Source organism: Bradyrhizobium mercantei (assembly GCF_001982635.1).
GTDB classification, from domain to species: domain Bacteria; phylum Pseudomonadota; class Alphaproteobacteria; order Rhizobiales; family Xanthobacteraceae; genus Bradyrhizobium; species Bradyrhizobium mercantei.
In genome coordinates this window covers 42629-61984 of record NZ_MKFI01000013.1, presented here as the reverse complement: position 1 = coordinate 61984, position 19356 = coordinate 42629, and the positions used below count along the sequence as shown (strand labels likewise).

Sequence of the window (19356 nt, the reverse complement as noted above, 5' to 3'; positions counted from 1 at the left end):
GGGCGATCTGAATTCTCTATCGCACCAACGGCCGCGCGGTCGTCCTGCCGCGCGATTTTGACCGCGTCAGCGGTCTCACAGCAGATCAGCGTAGCCGAGAAACCCGACCACATCGCCCGGCTCGACCCGCACCACGGGCTCGCCGAGCTCGATCAGTCCGTCGGTCTCGACCAGCGACGACAGCAGCCCGGCGCCTTCGCGGGGAAACTTGGTCGCCTCCAGCGATCCATCCGCCGCCCGGCGCAGCGAGGCGCGGACATATTCGCGCCGCCCGCTCTTCTTCTTGTAGCTGAAGGCGGCGCGAACCGGCATCGGCAGCAAGGGAGCCGGCACCGCGCCCGACAGCGCCAGCACGGTCGGCCGCACCACATGGACGAAAGTGACGAAGCTCGCCACGGGATTGCCGGGCAAGCCGATCAGCGGCGTGCCGTCGATGATGCCCATCGCCACCGGACGGCCCGGCTTGATCGCCATCCGCCACAGCACCAGCGAGCCGGCCTGTTCGATGCCGGCCTTGACGTGGTCCTCCTCGCCGGTCGAGACGCCGCCGGTGGTCAGGATCAGATCGTAGCGCTGCGCGACCTGCTTGAGCGCCGTGGCGAGTCCGGCGCGCTCGTCGCGCAGGATGCCGAGATCGCCGACCTCGCAGCCGAGCCTGCGCAACATCGCCATCAGCATGAAGCGGTTGGAATCGAATAGTTGCGCCTCAGTGCGCACGCTCCCCGGCGCGGCCAGTTCGTCGCCGGTGGAGAACACCCCGACGCGCAGCCGCCGCACCACGTCGAGGGTGGTCAGCCCGAAGGCGGCGGCAACGGCGATGTCCTGCGGACGCAACCGCCTCCCCTGCGCCAGCGCGACATGGCCGCGCGCAATGTCCTCGCCGGCGGGACGCACATTGGCGCCGGCCTTCAGACCGGACGGCAGCACCACGTTGCCCGCATCGTCGATCCGCACGTCTTCCTGCATGAACACGGTATCGGTGCCGCCGGGCATCGGCGCACCGGTGAAGATCCGCACGGCCTGGCCGGGCCGCGCGGGCTGCGCCGGCGCTCCCGCCTGCACGCGCCCGGCGACCGGCAACGCGCGCTCGCCGCTCGCCGGCAGGTCGGCGCCGGATACCGCGTAGCCGTCGACGGCGGAATTCATGAAAGGCGGCAGCGGCAGCGGCGCGGCCACGTCGCCGGCCAGGATGCGTCCGTCGGCACCCACCAGGGCAACGGCTTCCGTCTCGCCGACCGGCTTGACGCGCGCGGCGATGATCGCAACGGCCTCGTCGACCGACATCATCGGTCCGCCGAACGCGAAGCAGTCGTCCGAAAGCTGCGCCATTGTGTCCTTCAGTCCTCGGCCATCGACGACATTTGTTCGATCCGGATCGCGAACTGCGGCGTTATCCTTACGGCCGGATCGTCCGTGGCAGTTCCGGCGGAGCGGCGGAGAGTGGTCAGTCAGTCTCCGATCGTGCTTATATCCCCAGCTCTATTGCCGTGTGAACCCATCGGACTGCGACCTGTGACCGCGAAAACCACCGCTCCCATCATTGTTCCCAACCCGGACGACCCGCGGCTGACGGAGCGCGTGGTCGGCGTCGATCAAACCGGCGCGCGGGCCGAGATCAAGGTGCCGGTCGAGCGGCCGTTGACGCTGTACCTCAACGCGCAGGAGATCGTCACGATGATGACGATCAACGACTATCCCGAATACCTCGCGCTCGGCTACCTCTTGAACCAGAACATGCTGAAATACGACGACGTCGTCACCGAGGTCGAATATGACGACGATCTCGAGGTCGTCGTGGTCCGCACCGCGCACCACACCAATTTCGAGGCCAAGCTGAAGAAGCGCACCCAGACCTCGGGCTGCGCCCAGGGAACGGCGTTCGGCGACCTGCTCGAAGCCGTCGAGAAGGTCGCGCTGCCGAAGGCCGAGCTGCGGACCTCCTGGCTCTACCAGATGACGCACACCATCAACACGATGCCGTCGCTCTATCTGGAAGCGGGCGCCATTCACGGCTGCGTGCTGTGCAAGGAGAGCACGCCGGTGTGCTACACCGAGGATGTCGGCCGGCACAACGCCGTCGACAAGATCGCGGGCTGGATCTACCGCCACAATGTCGATCCCGCCGACAAGATCCTCTACACCACCGGGCGGCTGACGTCCGAGATGGTGATCAAGACGGTGCGGATGGGCATCCCGATCCTGGTCTCCCGCTCCGGCTTCACGGCGTGGGGCGTCGATCTGGCGCGGCAGGTCGGGCTGACGCTGGTCGGGCGCGCCCGCGGCAAGCGCTTCATCGCGCTGTCGGGCCAAGAGCGGATCGTCTACGACCAGAACCTCGACTATGTCGAAGAGGAATCGATGCGTCACAAGCGCAAGGGCGAAACCGACCATGACTGACATACCGGGCGTGCTGCTGGCCGGCGGGCTCGCGCGGCGGATGGGCGGCGGCGACAAGCCGATGCGGCAGATCGCCGGCCGCACCATCCTGCAACGGGTGATCGACCGGCTCGCGCCGCAATGCGGCGGGCTGATCATCAACGCCAATGGCGACCCGGCGCGCTTCGCCGCGTTCGGGCTTCCCGTCGTCGCCGACGACGTCGCCGATTTTCCCGGCCCCCTCGCCGGCATCCTGGCCGCGCTCGACTGGACCGCTGCCAACCGGCCGGATGCGAAATGGGTGCTAAGCGCGGCGGGCGATTGTCCGTTCCTGCCGCGCGATCTCGTCGCACGTCTGGCGCAGGCGCGTGCGGCTGAGAATGCCGAGCTCGCGGTCGCGTCATCCGGCGGGCAGACCCATCCGGTGATCGGCCTCTGGAGCGTGCGCCTGCGCAACGAGCTACGCCACGCACTCGTTGTCGAGGACGTTCGCAAGATCGATCGCTGGACCGCGCGCTATCCGCTGGCAACGGTCGAATGGCCGACCGAGCCGCTCGATCCGTTCTTCAATGCCAACACCGTTGAGGACATCGCGGAAGCCGATCGTCTCGCCGCAGTCGACGGCGGCTGATGTCTGCCGCCCCGCTCAGCTCGGCCACCGCGTGTTGCGGATCCGGGTGCAGGCATTCGGCCTGTGAAACGTGGGGTCGCACTCTGCAACAAAATCGAAGTTGACCGTGCCGAACGTGGTCTGCGGCTTCTTCAGGGCCGAGCAGGTCTGCACCTCGATGAACTCGTTCTTGAAGTCACCGCGCGGGAACGCGGCAAGCACGCCATCGCGCTGCGCGGCCGTATAGTCGTCGTAGCCAACGCCGACGGCATCGACCAGGACACCCGCATTGGTGAGCGCGATCTCCGGCCGCATATATTGCGGGATGCCGGGCGTGGTGTGGAGCGCAATCGCTTCCCACACCAGGTCCGCTTTCGGCTCCGCGATGCCGTTGCTCCTGAGAAATGCGCGCGCCGCATCGGCCCCGTCGACTTCGAAGCGCTTGGTCTCGGTATGGAAGTGATCGACGAGGCCCAGATCATGAAACAGCGCGGCGACGTAGAGCAGCTCCGGGTCGAACTTCAGATTCTGCCTGACGCCCTTGAGGGCACCGAACACAAAGACGCGGACCGAGTGATTGAACAGCATCTCGGTCTCGTATTGCCGCACCAGCTCGGCGGCCTCCCGGGCAATCTTGCTGTCGGGGATCTGAATGCCGGAAATCGTGTTCGCCATCATCGCACTCCTGTCTCCTGCCTAGCCTTGCCGGATGCATAGCAACGGCATCGCGATTCAGGCGCGCCGGAGCGACAGTGAATCGTTTGCAATACGTAACCCGCGATGGAGCGTCCGGAAGGCCTCTACCGAATGAAAATTCTGCAGTGAGATAGTGAGACCGATGCAGGTCGGCTGACCGGTCGCCCTGTGCGCCCTGGTCGGGCATCGACGTCCAGCACCTGCCGCTCAGGCAGGCGGAATCGTGAACGCGAACATCATCAGCTGGACGTCGGGCGAAAACACGAACGGCGTGGCGCCGATCCTGTTGGCGCCGAGGCGCGCATAAAAATCGACCGAACTCGGGCTCGAATAGATCAGGATGACGTTGCCCGCCAGCTTTCGCGAGAGCTCGACTGCGACCGAAAAAAGTCTGCGGCCGACGCCCCTTCGCGCGTGGGCCGGGTCGACGAAGATGCCCTCCAGGAGAACCAGCCCGCCAAATCCGGTCGGCCTCATCGACACCCAGCCCTGCAAGACGCCATCGTCACCCTCGGCCACGAAGACCAGCCCGGCTGCGATGAGCGCGAGGTTGCCCCTGAGCCCGGGCATAAAGCGCGCGACGGCGTCATCGTCGAAGCCGTCATTCTTCACCGCGCGCGCGGCGATCTGCGTCAACTCCGCGGCATCGTCGACACGTGCTGGCCTGACTTGATTCATGGTCATGATGGGCCTTCCCGCGGCTATCCCGTCGAGATGGCCGCGGAGGGTCGAATTTCAAGGGCCATGACAGCGCGACGGCCCCCTGCGCGCTACCCTGTCTGCGCGGCGATGACCGAATTCACGGTTCGCTGCGCCTGCTCGTAGCGCCTCAGCTGCTCCTGAGCATACGTCCTCATGGTCATCAATTCATCGGACGTCTTTTGCATCAGCTTTGCAGATCCCGATGACAGAGCCGCGCCATCATTTGTATCCGATGTATTCTGCCGGCGCCTGAGAACCTCATCGATCCTCTGCAACGCGAGACGGTTGCGCTCCGCTCCCTTGTTTGCCTGCTCCACATAATGGGCCAACTCGGCGGTCGACATCGCGCGAGCGCTCGCGTCATCGCCAGCAATGAGGCGAAGCAGTTGCTCGTCGACGATGTCGCTGCACAGGCTGATGCATTCGTCGCAGATGAAGACCGCCGGCCCTGCGACCAGCTTGTTCACCTCGTTCTGGTCCTTGCCGCAGAACGAGCAATACAGCAGCTTGGCCGGCTGATCCGGCATCTTGGCGCCGGCAGGCGGCTGCGCCGCATCGATCCTGGCCGACAGCACGTTCCAATTCTCGAGGCCGAACGCCTTGGCGATCAACTCCAGGGATTCGCTGTGAGTGGTCTGTACAGCCTTGGTTTGCAGCGCCCTGGCATTGAGAGCGTCACGCAAGGAACGCGCCATGGCCTTCGCGTCGCGGAAATCGCGCATCGTAGCACCCGTATCGGCGAACGGAGAAAATCGGAGCCTGCCTTGCCGACCCGTTCGCCAATAGCGAGGGTGTGGGCGACGCTGATACGTTCACCATCCCCGAAGGGCGCAGGCGGCGGGTGTATCGACCCGAACCGATAGTTGACCGCGTGTACGATCTTGTCAACTCGAAGCGAGCGCAGGCCTCGCGTTCAGCCGCGATCGAGGGTCTTTCCAGTCCGGAGCACGCGGCGCCGACGATCGCGAAAGCGCGATCGGGGATCAGCCGATCGCGCCTGCTGTTGCGTTTAGTCCAAGCGAAGCGTGAGCGAAGCAACCAGCGGAGGCTCCGCTGGCTGCAGGCAATCAATGCCCCGCGGCGATCCGGGTCGGACCGCAGACGTCGTCCTGCGCATTGTCGTCGCTGTCGTGGCCACGGCCATGGTCCTTCATATGACCATGATCGCCATCGCAATTGACCGGGGCGAACGACACGCCGCGATAGACCATCCCGAACGCGGGCGGCGCAACGACATCGAAGGCCTCATTCGCCGGCAGCTTCGTCGCCGCGATCTTGTCCGTGATGGTGACCACCTGGTTCGGATCGGCGCCGGGCTCGACCGAGGTGCCCACGGTCGACGTCACGGCGAAGATCGTCGCACTGCCGTCGCGGTTGAGACGGCCGGTGATGTTGCGCAGGCCGCCGGTTGCCGGATCGGTCGGATAGCCGTTGACATGATAGGAGGTGCCGAGGCTCAAACCCTTCTGCAGCGTGTAGGCAAGGGTCCAGCTGCCGTTGGCATAGACCCATTTCTGCAGGCCGGCCGTCGGCGACGTGGCCGCGTCGGCGAGATTGCCGTCGCCTTCCTGGGCGACGTAGAGCGTCGTCGCATTGGCGAACCAGATGCCGAACGGATAGAAGCCGTTCGCGCCGGAGTTCGCCGTGGGATTGTTCGGGAAGCCCGGAAGAATGCTGAACGTCGTCGCGGCGGCGGTATCGCGGGTCGGCAGAGCACCGGGCTGCCCAACCTGATAGATCGTGTTGATGCCGTTGCTGCCGCTGCCCTTGGTCACGTAAAGCGTGTTGCCGGAGATCGCGATGCCGCGGAAATTGTCGTCCTTGCCGGACTTGTCGACGGCAAAGCCAAGCTGGGCAACCGAGAAGCCGAACTGGAAGCCGTTCTTGCTGCCGGGCGTTCCCTGCTGCACGCCGACCACGGCGTCGGAGCCGTCGACGCCGGGCGTCGCAAGTTGCACGCCGGTGTCGTTGACGACGAGCACCGGCTGGGTGCCGCTGCCGTTACCGGCATTGCCGACCGTGAAATACTGGTCGGCCTGGGTGCCGTTGACCTTGTTGGCACGGATCGCGCCGCGGCCATTGTCGCCGCTATAGATGTTGACCTTGGTCCGGTGCAGCGAGCCGTCGAAATCCAGCTCCGCCACCACGCGCGCATGCACGCCCGTGTCCGGGTTGGTGGGATCGACATGATTGGGCGAATTGGAGTTGGAGACGTCCAGCTCGTTCACCGCGGCGTCGTAGCCCATGAACGTCACGGCCTTGCCGTCGGGCGACAGATGCAGCGACAATTCCGACTTCGAGCTGAAGCTCGTCACCGCCACATCAGCCGGGACGGTCAGCGCGCCGATCTCGCGCAGCCTGTGGCCTTCCAGATGAAATTTCTTGATCACGACCGGCGCGGTCACGCCGAAGTTCGAATCGACGGAAACGTTGTTGAAGACACCCGGATAGGTGCCGTCAGCCACCGCCTTCGCGCCGGTCGGCAGCGTCTGGCCGACCGTGACGGTCGACGGCTTGCCGGCGTAGACCGCGGTGCTGACGAGCAATTCGTGCGGGTTGCCGACGGTCTGCGACAGTGCCGGATGGACAGCAAAGAGCACCGGTGAGAGCGCAGTCCCGGCGATCAGGCGCCGGACAATGGCGCGGCGAGTGGTTTGCGATGTGGCGATTGAATTGAACATCCGAGGCCCCCCATTTTTGAAATTGGAATGGGCTCCTCATACGAGGCCGACCGCGACACTCGTGTGACAGATTGACGCACCCGGCGTTCACATTGTGGAAATGGCGGCGCCGGCGCGTGCAGACGCGCAGGTGCGCCTAACTCGCTCGTCCGCCAACGCGCCCGAGACGATCCGCTTCGATCGTGCGCAGATAATCCAGCATCAATCGGCTGGTTGCCGACAGCTGCGCGGCATCGCGGACGACGATCTTCAGCTCGCGCCGGCCCCAGTCGTCGCGCAGCGGGATGGCGCGAAGGCCCATGCCGGCGCCGACCACCTCGAAGGCGCGATCGGGGATCAGGCCGAGGCCCATATTGGCCTGCACCATGCGGCACACCGCATCGAAGCCCGGCACGTTGATGCGCAGCCGCATCGTCTTGCCGGCTTGCGTGGCCGCATATTGCGAGCGCAGATAGATCGAGCTCGCGGTGTGCAGGCCGATGTGGTCGAAATCGAGCGTCTCGGTGAACAGCAGCTTCTCGCGGCCGGCCAGCGGGTGGTCCGGCCGCATCACCACCACCAGATTGTCGTAGCGGTAATGGAAGGCTTCGAGCGCGCGGCTGTCGGTCTCGGCAGAGCAGATGCCGAGTTCGGCCGCGCCCTCCTCGATGCCGCGCACCACCTGCGCGCTCGGGCGCTCCTGCAGATCGACGCGGAGCAGCTCGTGTGCGGCGAAGAAGGCGGAGAGATCCTCGGGCAGATACTGCACGATCGCCGAGAGGTTGGCGAGCATGCGGACATGACCGCGCACACCCTGCGAATATTCCGACAGCTCGACTGCGATTTTCTCGACATTGAGCAGCGTGACCCGCGCGTGGTGCAGCAGCGCCTCGCCGGCCGGCGTCAACGCCATGCCCTTGGCGAGCCGCTTGAACAGCGTGACGCCGAACGCCAGCTCGAAATCGTTCATGCGTTTCGACACGGCAGAGGCCGCGATCCCCTCACGCTGCGCGGCGCGGGTGAGGTTCTGCTCGTCGCAGACGGCGATGAACAGGCGAAGCGTGGTGAGATCGACCCGGCGCGTCAGCGCGGTCTCCGCCGCCGTGGGGCTGCGTTGCGTGTCTGATACGATCGAGGCGATCGGCATGGGCGGGCGTCCCGGGAAAGGCCACAGGATACCGCCGGGGATAGCGTGGAAGATTCCAAAGCAGCGCGAGATGGACAAGATTGTTGGGAAAGGATTCTAACAATCCGAGAGAAATGCTGATTTGATTCCAAGGTGCGGAAGCGTAGGGCGGATTAGGCGCAGCCGTAACCCGCCGCCCCGTGCGCGGACCACGCGGCGGGTTACGCCTTCGGCTAACCCGCTCTACAGTCTGCCCAAACGAAAACGCGGCGCCGAGGCACCGCGTTTCCAACTATCGATCGCTCTTTGCGCCTCAGCCCGCAGCCTTGCCCGGGACGACGTCGCGCTGGCGCTTCATCACGATCTTGTTCAGCGCGCCGAGATAGGCCTTTGCTGAGGCGACCAGGGTGTCCGGATCGGCGGCGCGCGCGGTCATCGAGCGGCCCTCATGCGCCAGACGAACCGAGACTTCGGCCTGCGCGTCGGTGCCTTCGGTCACCGCGTGGACCTGGTACAGCTCGAGCTTGGCCTCGTGCGGCACCAGGCGCTTGATGCAGTTGAACACCGCATCGACCGGGCCGTTGCCTTCAGCTTCCTCGATCCTGATCTGGCCGTCGACGTCGAGCTTCATGGTCGCGCGCTGCGGGCCATGGGTGCCGGCGATCACGGTCAGCGAGGTCAGCTTGATGCGGTCATGGGCGGCGGCCATCTCCTGGTCGACCAGCGCCTCGATGTCCTCGTCGTAGATGTCCTTCTTGCGGTCGGCCAGGGCCTTCATCCGCGTAAAGGCATCCTCCAGCTGGTTGGCGCCGAGCTTGTAGCCCATCTCCTCCAGCTTGTGGACGAAGGCGTGACGGCCGGAATGCTTGCCCAGCACCAGCGAGGACTGCTTCAGGCCGACCATCTCCGGACGCATGATCTCGTAGGTCGAGGCGTCCTTCAGCACGCCGTCCTGATGGATGCCGCTCTCATGGGCGAAGGCGTTACGGCCGACGATCGCCTTGTTGTATTGCACCGGGAACGAGGTGGCGGCCGACACCACCTTGGAGGCGCGGGTGAGCTGGGTGGTGTCGATCTTGTTCCAGTACGGAAACTTGTCGTTCCGCACGTTGATCGCCATCACGATCTCTTCCAGCGCGGCATTGCCGGCGCGCTCGCCGATGCCGTTGACGGTGCACTCGACCTGCCGCGCGCCGCCGACGATACCGGCCAGCGAGTTCGCCACCGCCATGCCGAGGTCGTTGTGGCAATGCACCGAGAAGATCGCCTTGTCGGAGTTCGGCACGCGCTCGATCAGCGTCCGCATGAAGTGGGTATATTCCTCCGGCACCGTGTAGCCGACGGTGTCGGGGATGTTCACCGTGGTGGCGCCGGCCTTGATCACCGCTTCGACGATCCGGCACAGATAGTCCATCTCGCTGCGGGTGCCGTCCTCGGCCGACCATTCGACGTCGTCGATCTGGTTGCGGGCGCGGGCGACCATCGCGATCGAGGTCTCGATGACCTCCTCGGGGGTCTTGTTCAACTTCACCCGCATATGCAGCGGCGAGGTCGCGATCACGGTGTGGACGCGGCCGCGGCGGGCGAACTTCACGGCCTCGGCGCAGCGGTCGATGTCGGCCGGGTGGGCGCGGGACAGGCCCGCGATGACCGAGTTCTTGGAGCGGCGGGCGATCTCGCTGACCGCCTGGAAGTCTCCTTCCGAGGTGATCGGGAAGCCGGCCTCGATGACGTCGACGCCCATATCGTCCAGCAACTCGGCGACCTCGAGCTTCTCCTCGAAGGTCATGGTGGCGCCGGGGCACTGCTCGCCGTCGCGCAGGGTGGTATCGAAAATGATGACGCGGTCCTTCTCGGACTTATCAGCGGTGGCCATGTCAGAATTCCTTTGAGCTTTGCGCCCGTCATGTTGCTCCTTGAGCAATTACTTGGGCGATATCAGGGTCCGGTGATCTCGTACAAACCCCTGAGTGCCCAGGCGCAGACGCCCAGCCGGCCCTCAGGGGCAGGTAAGAAGCAGGCCGCCAATAAGGAGGGTGGGCCGCACGGCCGGGAACGTGGCGGTAGCCAAGGCCACCTCCGCCGAAATCCCATCAATTTGGCCGCGAATCAGCATTGCCAGACCCTGTTGAGCGCCAAACCCTCGGTCAAAACCCTTGACGGTTGGTTGCCGGGACGCGCTGAGCGCCGTCGTTCTAGACGATTATGGCAAGCTGCCGCAATGGCTAAAGATGGTCAACTGGGTTGACCTAACGCGGCGAAGACAGCCTGGCGCGTCAGGGACGCACAAGCAGTGGGCCTCTCCTCCCCCTTGCGGGACCGCCGCAGCCGCGCGGCCAAAATATCGAAAACAACCCCATGCAAAGGAGCCGGCGGCTGCCGACGATCGACAAGGCAGCTTGACCCGTCGGGCAACTCAGCGGTACATTTCCAATATTCCGAAATCGTTCAAGCGCCTCGCATCCGATCCGGCAAGGGGAAGGGAGCCCGGCCAATGGGCTCGCCTCACGTCGGCTGGCGATGCAGCGACCTCGCCCAGCGCTCGCCCCCTCACCTCCGGCCGCGCGAGGACGCGCGCAGGCTGGATGGCGCGCGGCCGTAGAGGTCGGCAAAGGCGGCGTTGAAGCGGCGGACGCTGCCGAAGCCGGCGCGGAAGGCGATCTCGGTCATCGCATCGTCTGTCGTGTCGATCAGGCGCTTGGCGCGCTGCACGCGGCGGGTGGTCGCGACCTGCTGCGGGCTCGCGCCGACATGGCGCTCGAACAGCCGCCCAAGATGGCGCGAGGTGATGCCGAGCCGGTCGGCCAGTGCTGCGACCGAGCCGCGCTCGAGCGCACCGCCGTCGATCAGCTTCAGCGCGCGCGCAACTGTCGAGCGCGTGCCGTTCCACGCCGGACAGAACGGCGCGGTTTCCGGGCCGCAGCGCAGGCACGGCCGATAGCCCGCCGCCTCGGCCGCGGCGGCGGTCGGGTAGTAGGTGACGTTGCGCGGCAACGGGTGCTTCACCGGACAGACCGGGCGGCAATAGATCCGCGTGGTCTTCACCGCGGTGAAGAAGCGGCCGTCATAGCGCGCGTCGCGCCGCAGCCGTGCCGCGTTGCAGATCTCGAAGCTGAGCATGAGGCAGACACTAGCGCATCGCGCGAGCGAGAAAAGAGACCGGCGGTGATGAGGTCCGATTCCGGCCAGCACGCCCCGCCGCTCTGACCTAGATCGAGCCGATCGATCACCACGGAGACGTCGCAATGACCAGCCCTTCCGCCAAAGAAATCGTCCTCAACGCCTGGCAGACCTTCCGCACCCGCGACGCCAGGCTGATTGCCGCAGTGTTCGCGCCGGACGCCGAATGGATCGCGCCGACGCGCAACGCCACCGCGGTCGCGCTCGACCACACCGACCACATGATCGGCGCGGAGGTGATCGCCCGCTTCATCTCGACCGAGATGCACCGCCTGTTCACCGAGATCGACATCAGCTTCCGCGCGGTTCATGCCGCCGGCGACAGCGTGATCGTCGAGGAGCGCATGCGCGCGACGCTGCCGGGCGGCCGGCCCTACGACAACGACTATTGCTTCGTGTTCACGGTCGAGGCGGGCCGCATCAAGCAGGTGCGCGAATACATGGATACGCGCAAGGGCTGGCAGATGGTGTTTGGCGAAGCTGCGTCGTGAAGGCGGCTGCGTGCGCCCGGGCGCAGTTGCACACCTGCGCACTCATGTAAGGGACGCACCGCCGGAAGGGTTCCCTCCCCCCTTGCGGGGGAGGGCTAGGGAGAGGGGTGGCCACACGACGTGCTGTTCAACGCGTGTCAACAACCGAGATTGCGATAGCGGTACTCTCACGATCATCCCGCCCGGGGCTTACCCCTCTCCCCACCCTCCCCCGCAAGGGGGGAGGGAGCCGACGACGGTGCTCTCCTCACGCGGTCGATGCCCGCCTCGACATTCGCGTCCTGCATGACGCAAGCAAGACATGCTCAATGCTAAACCTCTCCTACACCATGATGCCAAGCGTGACGCCGATCGCGACAACCGTTGCGCGTGCGCGGCGGGCCAAGTCAATCTTTGCTCATAAGTCAATCTTTGCTCAACGGGTTGCCTTTAGGGTGCGGCCGGCGACCGGCTGTTTTGGGCGCGACCTTGTTTGGTTAAGGAGATATGGGGATGCCCGCGACGAAACTGGCCGAAGGGCTCAACCAGCGACAAGCCGGCTTCAACCTCTTCCTGGTTGGATTCCTGATCCTGTTCCTCGAACTGGCCTGCATCCGCTGGTTCTCGGCCAAGGTCGTCTTCCTGCAATTCTTCACCAACATCGTGCTGCTCGCGGCGTTCCTCGGCATGTCCTGCGGCTGCCTCGCGGCGCGGCGGAGCACCAACTGGCTCGCGCTGTTTCCGGGGCTCGCTTTCGTGACCTTCGCGGCCGTGGTCACGATCATGGCGCTGTATTTCAACTGGGGCAAATTCGCCGTCGACGTCGGCCATCAGGCTTCGCCGCAGGAGGTGTTTTTCGGCACCGAGTATCGCAACCCCGATCTCGCCAAGTTCGTGGTGCCGATCGAGGCGATCGCAGGCCTGTTCTTCGTGCTGATCGCGCTGATGTTCGTCGGCCTCGGCCAGACGCTCGGCCGCGCCTTCGACGCCTATCCGAACCGCGTCGCCGGCTATTCGCTGAATATCGGCGGCAGCCTCGCGGGGATCGTCGGGTTCTCGCTGCTGTCGTTCGCGCAGGCGCCGCCGGTGGTCTGGTTCGCGATCAGCTGCGCCGGCATCGTCTATCTGCTCTACCAGGACAAGGCGCTGTCGATCCTGCGCCTCGTCACGCTGGTCATCCTGGTCGGATTCACCGGATGGTACACCGATCGTTCCGACGACCATGACGTGCGCTGGTCGCCCTACTACGCCGTCGACCTCAACAAGGCGAGTGGCGAAATCACCGTCAACAATATCGGCCATCAGGAGATGATGCCGTTCAGCGAACGCGGCTCGTCCTATTCGCTGATCCACCTGCTGCAGAAGCACAGCGGCGGCGCGCCGTTCAAGGACGTCATGATCATCGGCGCCGGCTCCGGCAACGACCTGGCGCACGCCTTGCGCTTCGGCGTCGAACGCATCGATGCGGTCGAGATCGATCCCGTGATCCAGAACATCGGCATCCACAACCATCCCGACAAGCCCTACCAGGATCCGAGGGTGGTGCCGCATCTCGACGACGGCCGGCATTTCCTGCGCACCACCGAGCGCAAATACGATCTCGTCGTCTACGCCCTCGTCGACTCGCTGATCCTGCACAGCGGCTACGCCAACATCCGTCTGGAAAGCTATCTGTTCACCGAACAGGCATTCCAGGACGTCCGCCGCGTGCTGAAGCAGGACGGCATCTTCGTGATGTACAACTACTACCGCCAGGGCTGGATCGTGCAGCGCGTGGCCGAGATGGCGAAGCAGGTGTTTGGCTGCGATCCGCTGGTGCTGCCGCTGCCCTACAAGGAGACGCTGACGTCGTCCGAAGCGGTCGGCTTCACCACCATCATCGCGGGCTGCAATCCGCGCATCTCCACCGCGTTCCGCGACCGCGGCCAATTCTGGCTGAACAGCCTTCCGCCGGAGAACCTGTCGGTCAACGGCTTCGACAAGCCGCAGGAAAAAGCACAGGAGAAGACTGCCGCCGGGCGCGGCGACTGGGTGCCGCTGGCGCCGGCGAAGCTGGTGGTCGACAATGACGGCGCCAAGCAATCGACCAGCGACGACTGGCCGTTCCTCTATGTCAGCGGCCGGCTGATCCCCGACCTGACGGTTCGCTCGATGATCCTGCTCGGCGTGCTCGGGCTCGGCCTGGTCTACCTGTTCAAGCCGAAGGGCGTCTGGCGGCCCAACAACCGGATGTTCTTCCTCGGCGCGGCCTTCATGCTGCTGGAGACCAAGGCGGTGGTGCAGATGGCGCTGCTGTTCGGCAGCACCTGGCTGGTCAATTCGGCGGTGTTCTTCACCGCGCTGCTGCTCATCCTCGCCGCCAACCTATATGTGATCAAGGTGCCGTCCACCCGGCTGGCGCGGCACTATGCCGGGCTATTGGTGCTGCTGGCGGTCGCGGTGCTGGTGCCGCTGGACACGTTCCTCAGCGGCGGCATCATCTGGCGCTACGTGATCCCGTGCGCGCTGGCGCTCGGCCCGATGTTCTTCGCCGGCGTGATCTTCGCCCGCTCGTTCCGCGACGAAGCCAATCCCGACCAGGCGTTCGGATCCAACATCGCGGGCTCCGTGATCGGCGGCCTCGCCGAGTCGTGCTCGACCCTGCTCGGCTTCCGCTATCTCCTGATCGTGGCGATCGGCTTCTATCTGCTGTCCGCCTGGATGCCGTCGCGCAAGTAAGGGACGCACCGACGGCAGGGTTCCCTCCCCCCTTGCGGGGGAGGGTTAGGGAGAGGGGTACCACACGGTGACTCTCTCCATTTCTCTTTCAACGACGCGCGATCGAGATTGGGAAGGCGACGCGCTTGTTCTTCGTCATCTCGCCCGGGGCCACCCCTCTCTCCCACCCTCCCCCCGCAAGGGGGGAGGGAGCCTGACGAGCTTGCTCACCTTACGCAGTGAGTGAGAGGAAGCGCGGCCTTACTTCTTCATCCGCTACTTCTTCGCGGCCTCCTTCTTCGTTGCCTTCTCCACCGCCCCGCCCTTGCCTTCCGCCTCCAGCGCGGCGCGGACGCGCTTGAACTCGCTGAGCTCGGCCTTGTCGACCTCGGGGAATTTCAGGTCGAGTCTGTCGAGCGCGTTGACGATGGTCGAGCCGATCACGACGCGGGCGAACCATTTGTGGTCGGCGGGCACGATGTGCCAGGGCGCTTCCCTGGTCGCGGTGTGGTGGATCATGTCCTGATAGGCGGCTTGATACTTGGCCCACAGCGCGCGCTCGGAGATGTCGGCCATCGAGAACTTCCAGTTCTTGGCGGGCTCCTCGAGCCGGTCGAGGAAGCGCTGGCGTTGCTCCTCCTTGGAGACGTGCAGGAAGAATTTCAGGATCATGGTGCCGTTGCGCGACAGATAGCGTTCGATCGAAGAGATGTCCTCGAAGCGCTCGCGCCAGATGTTCTCGGTCACGAGCTTCTTCGGGATCTTCTGCTTGCCGAGCACCTCGGGATGCACCCGCACCACCAGGCACTCCTCGTAATAGGAGCGGTTGAAGATGCCGATGCGGCCGCGCTCCGGCAGCGCGACCATCGCGCGCCACATGTAGTCGTGATCGAGCTCCCGGCTCGACGGCTGCTTGAAGGAGGAGACCTCGCAGCCCTGCGGGTTGACGCCCTCGAACACGCTCTTGATCGCACTATCCTTGCCGGCGGCATCCATGCCCTGGAAGATCAAAAGCACCGACCAGCGGTCCTGGGCGTAGAGCTTCTCCTGGAAATCGTTGAGCCGCTTGCGGTTGGCCTCGATGATCTTGCCGCCGGCGTCCTTGTCGATGCCGCCCTTCTCGGCGGTCGGATACGATTTGAGGTGAAATTCGCCACTCCCGTCGAAGCGAAACGGCGCGATGAAGGGCTTCAGTTCATCGGCGAGCGATGGGGACGGTTTGTTGCTCATGGCCTCTCAACGGCTTGCGTGGCGATTTGATCCTGTCGATCACGCTACCAAGAATGCCCTTGGGCAGGAAGATGATGAACAGCACCAGCAGCACGCCATAGACCAGGTTGTCCCAGCCGACCGCCTTGGTGCCGAACGAGATGCGCAGCACCTCGGCCAGCACGATGGTGATGACGGCGCCGACCGTCGGCCCCAGCGCGACATAGACGCCGCCGACGATCGCCGCGAACACCATCTGCAAGGAGACGGCAATGCCGCTCACGGTGTCCGGCGAGATGAACATCTGGTACTGGCAATACAGCGCGCCTGACAGCGCGGTCATCAGCGCGCTGATCAGGGTGATCTTGAGCTTCTCGGCGGTGACGTTGACGCCGGCTGCGGCCGCGGCGTCCTCATCCTCCGAGATCGCCTCCATGGCGTGACGGATCATGCTGCGGTCGATCGCGCGCCAGATCACGAGGCCCACGACCCACACCGCGAGCGCGATCAGGTACCAGGTGGTCTTGTCGTCGAATTGCAGCGCGAGCAGCCCCTTGCCGCTCTGGGCGCGCTGCGGCGTGTAGCCGAGCGAGCCGCCGGTATAGTCGCGGGTCGCGGTGATGACCTGGAGCACGATGCCGGACAGCGCGAGCGTCACCAGCACGAAATAGTGGCCGGTGATGCGGAAGCGGAAGCAGGGATAGGCGACGATCAGCGCGAGCACGCCCGCGGTCGCCATGCTCACGGGGATGCCGATCCAGGGCGAGACGCCGAGGTGGTTCCAGAGCAGCGCGGTGACATAGGCGCCGATGCCCATGAAGCCGCCATGGCCGAGCGAAACCAGCCCGAAGCGGCCCATGATCGACCATGAGGTGTAGGCGAACGACCAGATCAGGATCAGCACCAGCACGTGCAAATGATAGGGATCGCGGTGCACGAAGGGCAGCGCGATGAGCGCGAGCAGCGCGATGATCCAGAAGGCGGCCTGCCTGTTCACGAGCGCCTCGCGAGCAGGCCCGCGGGCCGGATGAACATCATCACGATGAAGAAGGCGAAGGCCAGCACGTAGCCCCATTCGAGGTCGGAGAACAGGCCGCCAAGCGAGATGATCTCGGCGAACACGAAGGCGGCGATGAAGCCGCCGATGAAATTGCCTAAGCCCCCGAGCACGCAGATCAGGAAGGTGATCGGCCCGAACGACAGGCCGACGAACGGATGCACGTCGTATTGCAGCACCAGGAGGCACGCGGCGAGGCCGGCGAGCCCGCCGCCGATCGCCGAGGTGACGAGATAGATGCGCTTGGGATCGACGCCCATCAGCGGCATGATCTGGCGGTCCTGCGCGATGGCGCGGATCGCGGTGCCGGTGAAGGTGCGGGTCAGGAACAGATAGACGCAGACCATGCCGATGAGTGCGGCCGCAAACGACAGCAATCGCGCGTAGCTGAAATTCATCTCGCCGAGCGCCAGCACCGGCAGGCGGATGCCGAGATTGCGGAAGTCGATGCCGAAGGCGACGGTGGCGAAGCTCTGCAGGATGAACAGCACGCCGCCGGTGGCGAGCAGCTGGTTGATCGGCGGCGCGGTCAGCAGCGGCGCGATGACGAAGAAATGCAACGCGGCCCCTAGCAGCGCCACCAGCAGGATGACCAGCGGCGCGGCGGCCCAGTACGGCAAATGGAAGACCTGCACCAGATAGTACATGCCGTACATGCCGATCATCACGAGCTCGGCGTAGCAGATCCAGGTGACGTCGATGACGCCGAAGATCAGATTGAGCCCGAGCGCGAGCAGCGCCAGCACGCCGCCGAGCAGGATGCCGTTGATGACGGCCTCCAGCAGGTAGATGTCGAAGATGTCGAGGAAGGATTGCATGGCTACCTCTCTCTTACCTCTCCCCGTCGGGGAGAGGTCGGCGCGCAGCGCCGGGTGAGGGCAACAGGTCCCACGTGAGAGCGTAACCCCTCACCCGGATCGCATCTGACGATGCGATCCGACCTCTCCCACAGGGGGAGAGGTGAACCGCCGACGCCGCAACACGTTCCGATATCGTCTTCATCCCCTACACCCCCAGATACGCCTGCTTGATGGTGTCGCTGGCGGCAAGCTCCGCCGCGGAGCCAGCGGCGCGGATCGAGCCGGCTTCCAGCAGATAGGCGCGGTCGACCACGCGCAGCACCTGCTGCACGTTCTGCTCGACGATCAGGACCGTCAGTCCCGAGGCGCGGATGCGCTTGACCAGCTCGAACACCTGCTGCACCACGACCGGCGCCAGGCCAGCCGACGGCTCGTCAAGCAGCAGCAGCTTCGGGTTCGACATCAGCGCGCGGCCGATCGCGCACATCTGCTGCTCGCCGCCCGACATCGTGCCGGCCATCTGCTGCAACCGCTCCTTCAGCCGGGGGAACAGCTCGAACACGAACTCCAGCCGCTCGGCGTAATGCGCGCGGGCGCCCGGCATGAAGGCGCCCATCTTGAGATTATCCGCGACCGTGAGCCGCGGGAACAGCCGGCGATTTTCCGGCACATGCGCGATCCCGAGGCTGACGATGCGATGCGGCGGGGTTGCGACGACGTCGGTGCCTTCCATCGCGATGCTGCCCCTGATCGGCCGGATCAATCCGGAGATCACCCGCATCAACGTGGTCTTGCCGGCGCCGTTCGGGCCGATCACGCCGACCGCCTCACCCGCCCTGACGTCGAGGCTGACGTCGAACAGCGCCTGGAAACTGCCATAGCCCGCATCGATCGACTTCAATTCCAGCATGCCGTTCATGCCCCGATCCGGCGGCGCGCTTGCGCCGCGGCCGCAGCCGCCAGGCTCGCGTCCGCATCAGTGCCGAGATAGACCTCGATCACTTTTGTGTCGCCGGCGACATCGGCCGGCAAGCCCTCGGCGATCTTCTCGCCGTGATCCAGCACCATCACGCGGTCGACCACGCGCATCAGGACGCCCATGATGTGCTCGACCCAGATGATGGTGATGCCGAGCTCGTCGCGGATCCGGCGCAGCATGTCGGCGGCCTGGTCCATCTCGGCCTCATCGAGGCCGCCGAGGCTTTCGTCGGCGAGCAGAAGCTTCGGGCCGGTGGCGAGCGCCTTGGCGAGCTCAAGCTTCTTCAAACCGGCGGCGCCGAGACCCTCGACGCTGCTGTGGCGATCGGTCGGCAGCCCGACCATCGCGAGCGCGCGCTCAGCCGCCTCCTCGGCCTTGGCGCGGCTGTGGCGGCCCTGACCGTAGAAGCCGGCGAGCACGACGTTCTCGAAAATGCTGAGGCGATGGAACGGTCGCGGGATCTGGAACGTGCGGCCGATGCCGCCGACGATAATCCGGTGCGGCGCGAGACCCGCGATCTCGCGGCCGTCGAACAGGATCGAGCCCTCGGTCGGCGGCAACGTCCCCGACAGCATGTTGAAGATCGTGCTCTTGCCCGAGCCGTTCGGGCCGATCAGGCCGAGGATCTCGCCCTGCTCGACGCGGAACGACACGTTGTTGACGGCGCGAAAGCCGCCAAACCGCTTGACCAGGCCTTCCACGGCGAGCACGGCGGTCCCTTTCGCTGCGTTAGATCGCGGCCATTTCCAAATGCGTCATGGCCGGGCTTGTCCCGGCCATCCACGTCTTTCTCA

Annotated in this window: 17 protein-coding genes; 4 read left to right on the top strand and 13 right to left on the bottom strand. The window is 65.2% G+C overall.

Annotated features, from left to right (window positions below):
- Nucleotides 1–75: 75 nt before the first annotated feature.
- Nucleotides 76–1329: a molybdopterin molybdotransferase MoeA gene (locus tag BI327_RS39230; RefSeq protein ID WP_076866993.1), complete on the bottom strand. Its 1254-nt coding sequence runs from the start codon at nt 1327–1329 to the stop codon at nt 76–78.
- 183 nt (nt 1330–1512) lie between these two features.
- On the opposite strand from BI327_RS39230, the gene BI327_RS39225 reads away from it, so the two are divergent.
- Both BI327_RS39225 and mobA read left to right on the top strand, forming a co-directional pair.
- Nucleotides 1513–2397, top strand: a complete 885-nt coding sequence (locus BI327_RS39225) for a formate dehydrogenase accessory sulfurtransferase FdhD (protein WP_076866992.1) — start codon at nt 1513–1515, stop codon at nt 2395–2397.
- Nucleotides 2390–3007: a molybdenum cofactor guanylyltransferase MobA gene (mobA, locus tag BI327_RS39220; RefSeq protein ID WP_076866991.1), complete on the top strand. Its 618-nt coding sequence runs from the start codon at nt 2390–2392 to the stop codon at nt 3005–3007. The genes BI327_RS39225 and mobA overlap by 8 nt, the downstream gene beginning before the upstream one ends.
- Before the next feature lie 15 nt (nt 3008–3022).
- Here the strand turns inward: mobA and BI327_RS39215 are convergent, their stop codons facing one another.
- From BI327_RS39215 to BI327_RS39185, 7 genes are all read right to left on the bottom strand, one after another.
- A complete protein-coding gene (locus BI327_RS39215) occupies nt 3023–3661 on the bottom strand; it encodes an HD domain-containing protein (RefSeq protein ID WP_076867022.1) in 639 nt (212 codons plus the stop codon).
- Nucleotides 3662–3889: 228 nt separating this feature from the next.
- Entirely contained in the window at nt 3890–4366 is a 477-nt protein-coding gene (locus BI327_RS39210) for a GNAT family N-acetyltransferase (RefSeq protein ID WP_076866990.1), read from the bottom strand.
- 86 nt (nt 4367–4452) lie between these two features.
- Nucleotides 4453–5106 carry a ClpX C4-type zinc finger protein gene (locus BI327_RS43890; protein ID WP_076866989.1) on the bottom strand — a complete coding sequence of 218 codons (654 nt, stop codon included), beginning with the start codon at nt 5104–5106 and terminating at the stop codon, nt 4453–4455.
- A 345-nt stretch (nt 5107–5451) separates the two neighbouring features.
- Entirely contained in the window at nt 5452–7065 is a 1614-nt protein-coding gene (locus BI327_RS39200) for a hypothetical protein (RefSeq protein WP_076866988.1), read from the bottom strand.
- Between the two features lie 136 nt (nt 7066–7201).
- Nucleotides 7202–8191, bottom strand: coding sequence for a LysR substrate-binding domain-containing protein (locus BI327_RS39195; RefSeq protein WP_076866987.1), 990 nt, complete (start codon nt 8189–8191; stop codon nt 7202–7204).
- A gap of 292 nt (nt 8192–8483) precedes the next feature.
- Entirely contained in the window at nt 8484–10046 is a 1563-nt protein-coding gene (locus tag BI327_RS39190) for a 2-isopropylmalate synthase (RefSeq protein ID WP_076866986.1), read from the bottom strand.
- A gap of 674 nt (nt 10047–10720) precedes the next feature.
- Entirely contained in the window at nt 10721–11290 is a 570-nt protein-coding gene (locus tag BI327_RS39185; protein WP_076866985.1) for a bifunctional transcriptional activator/DNA repair enzyme AdaA, read from the bottom strand.
- 125 nt (nt 11291–11415) lie between these two features.
- On the opposite strand from BI327_RS39185, the gene BI327_RS39180 reads away from it, so the two are divergent.
- Nucleotides 11416–11841, top strand: a complete 426-nt coding sequence (locus BI327_RS39180; RefSeq protein ID WP_076866984.1) for a nuclear transport factor 2 family protein — start codon at nt 11416–11418, stop codon at nt 11839–11841.
- Nucleotides 11842–12333: 492 nt separating this feature from the next.
- A complete protein-coding gene (locus BI327_RS39175) occupies nt 12334–14538 on the top strand; it encodes a spermine/spermidine synthase domain-containing protein (RefSeq protein ID WP_076866983.1) in 2205 nt (734 codons plus the stop codon).
- Nucleotides 14539–14793: 255 nt separating this feature from the next.
- On the opposite strand, the gene BI327_RS39170 is transcribed toward BI327_RS39175, so the two are convergent.
- From BI327_RS39170 to BI327_RS39150, 5 genes are all read right to left on the bottom strand, one after another.
- Entirely contained in the window at nt 14794–15747 is a 954-nt protein-coding gene (locus BI327_RS39170) for a polyphosphate kinase 2 family protein (protein WP_076866982.1), read from the bottom strand.
- On the bottom strand, nt 15713–16723 hold the full coding sequence (locus BI327_RS39165) for a branched-chain amino acid ABC transporter permease (RefSeq protein ID WP_076866981.1): 1011 nt from the start codon (nt 16721–16723) through the stop codon (nt 15713–15715). The genes BI327_RS39170 and BI327_RS39165 overlap by 35 nt, the downstream gene beginning before the upstream one ends.
- Nucleotides 16720–17601 carry a branched-chain amino acid ABC transporter permease gene (locus tag BI327_RS39160; protein WP_076866980.1) on the bottom strand — a complete coding sequence of 294 codons (882 nt, stop codon included), beginning with the start codon at nt 17599–17601 and terminating at the stop codon, nt 16720–16722. Before BI327_RS39160 ends, BI327_RS39165 begins: the two co-directional genes overlap by 4 nt.
- A 187-nt stretch (nt 17602–17788) precedes the next feature.
- Nucleotides 17789–18493, bottom strand: a complete 705-nt coding sequence (locus tag BI327_RS39155) for an ABC transporter ATP-binding protein (protein WP_076867021.1) — start codon at nt 18491–18493, stop codon at nt 17789–17791.
- A 5-nt stretch (nt 18494–18498) separates the two neighbouring features.
- Nucleotides 18499–19272: an ABC transporter ATP-binding protein gene (locus BI327_RS39150; RefSeq protein WP_076866979.1), complete on the bottom strand. Its 774-nt coding sequence runs from the start codon at nt 19270–19272 to the stop codon at nt 18499–18501.
- Nucleotides 19273–19356: the final 84 nt, after the last annotated feature.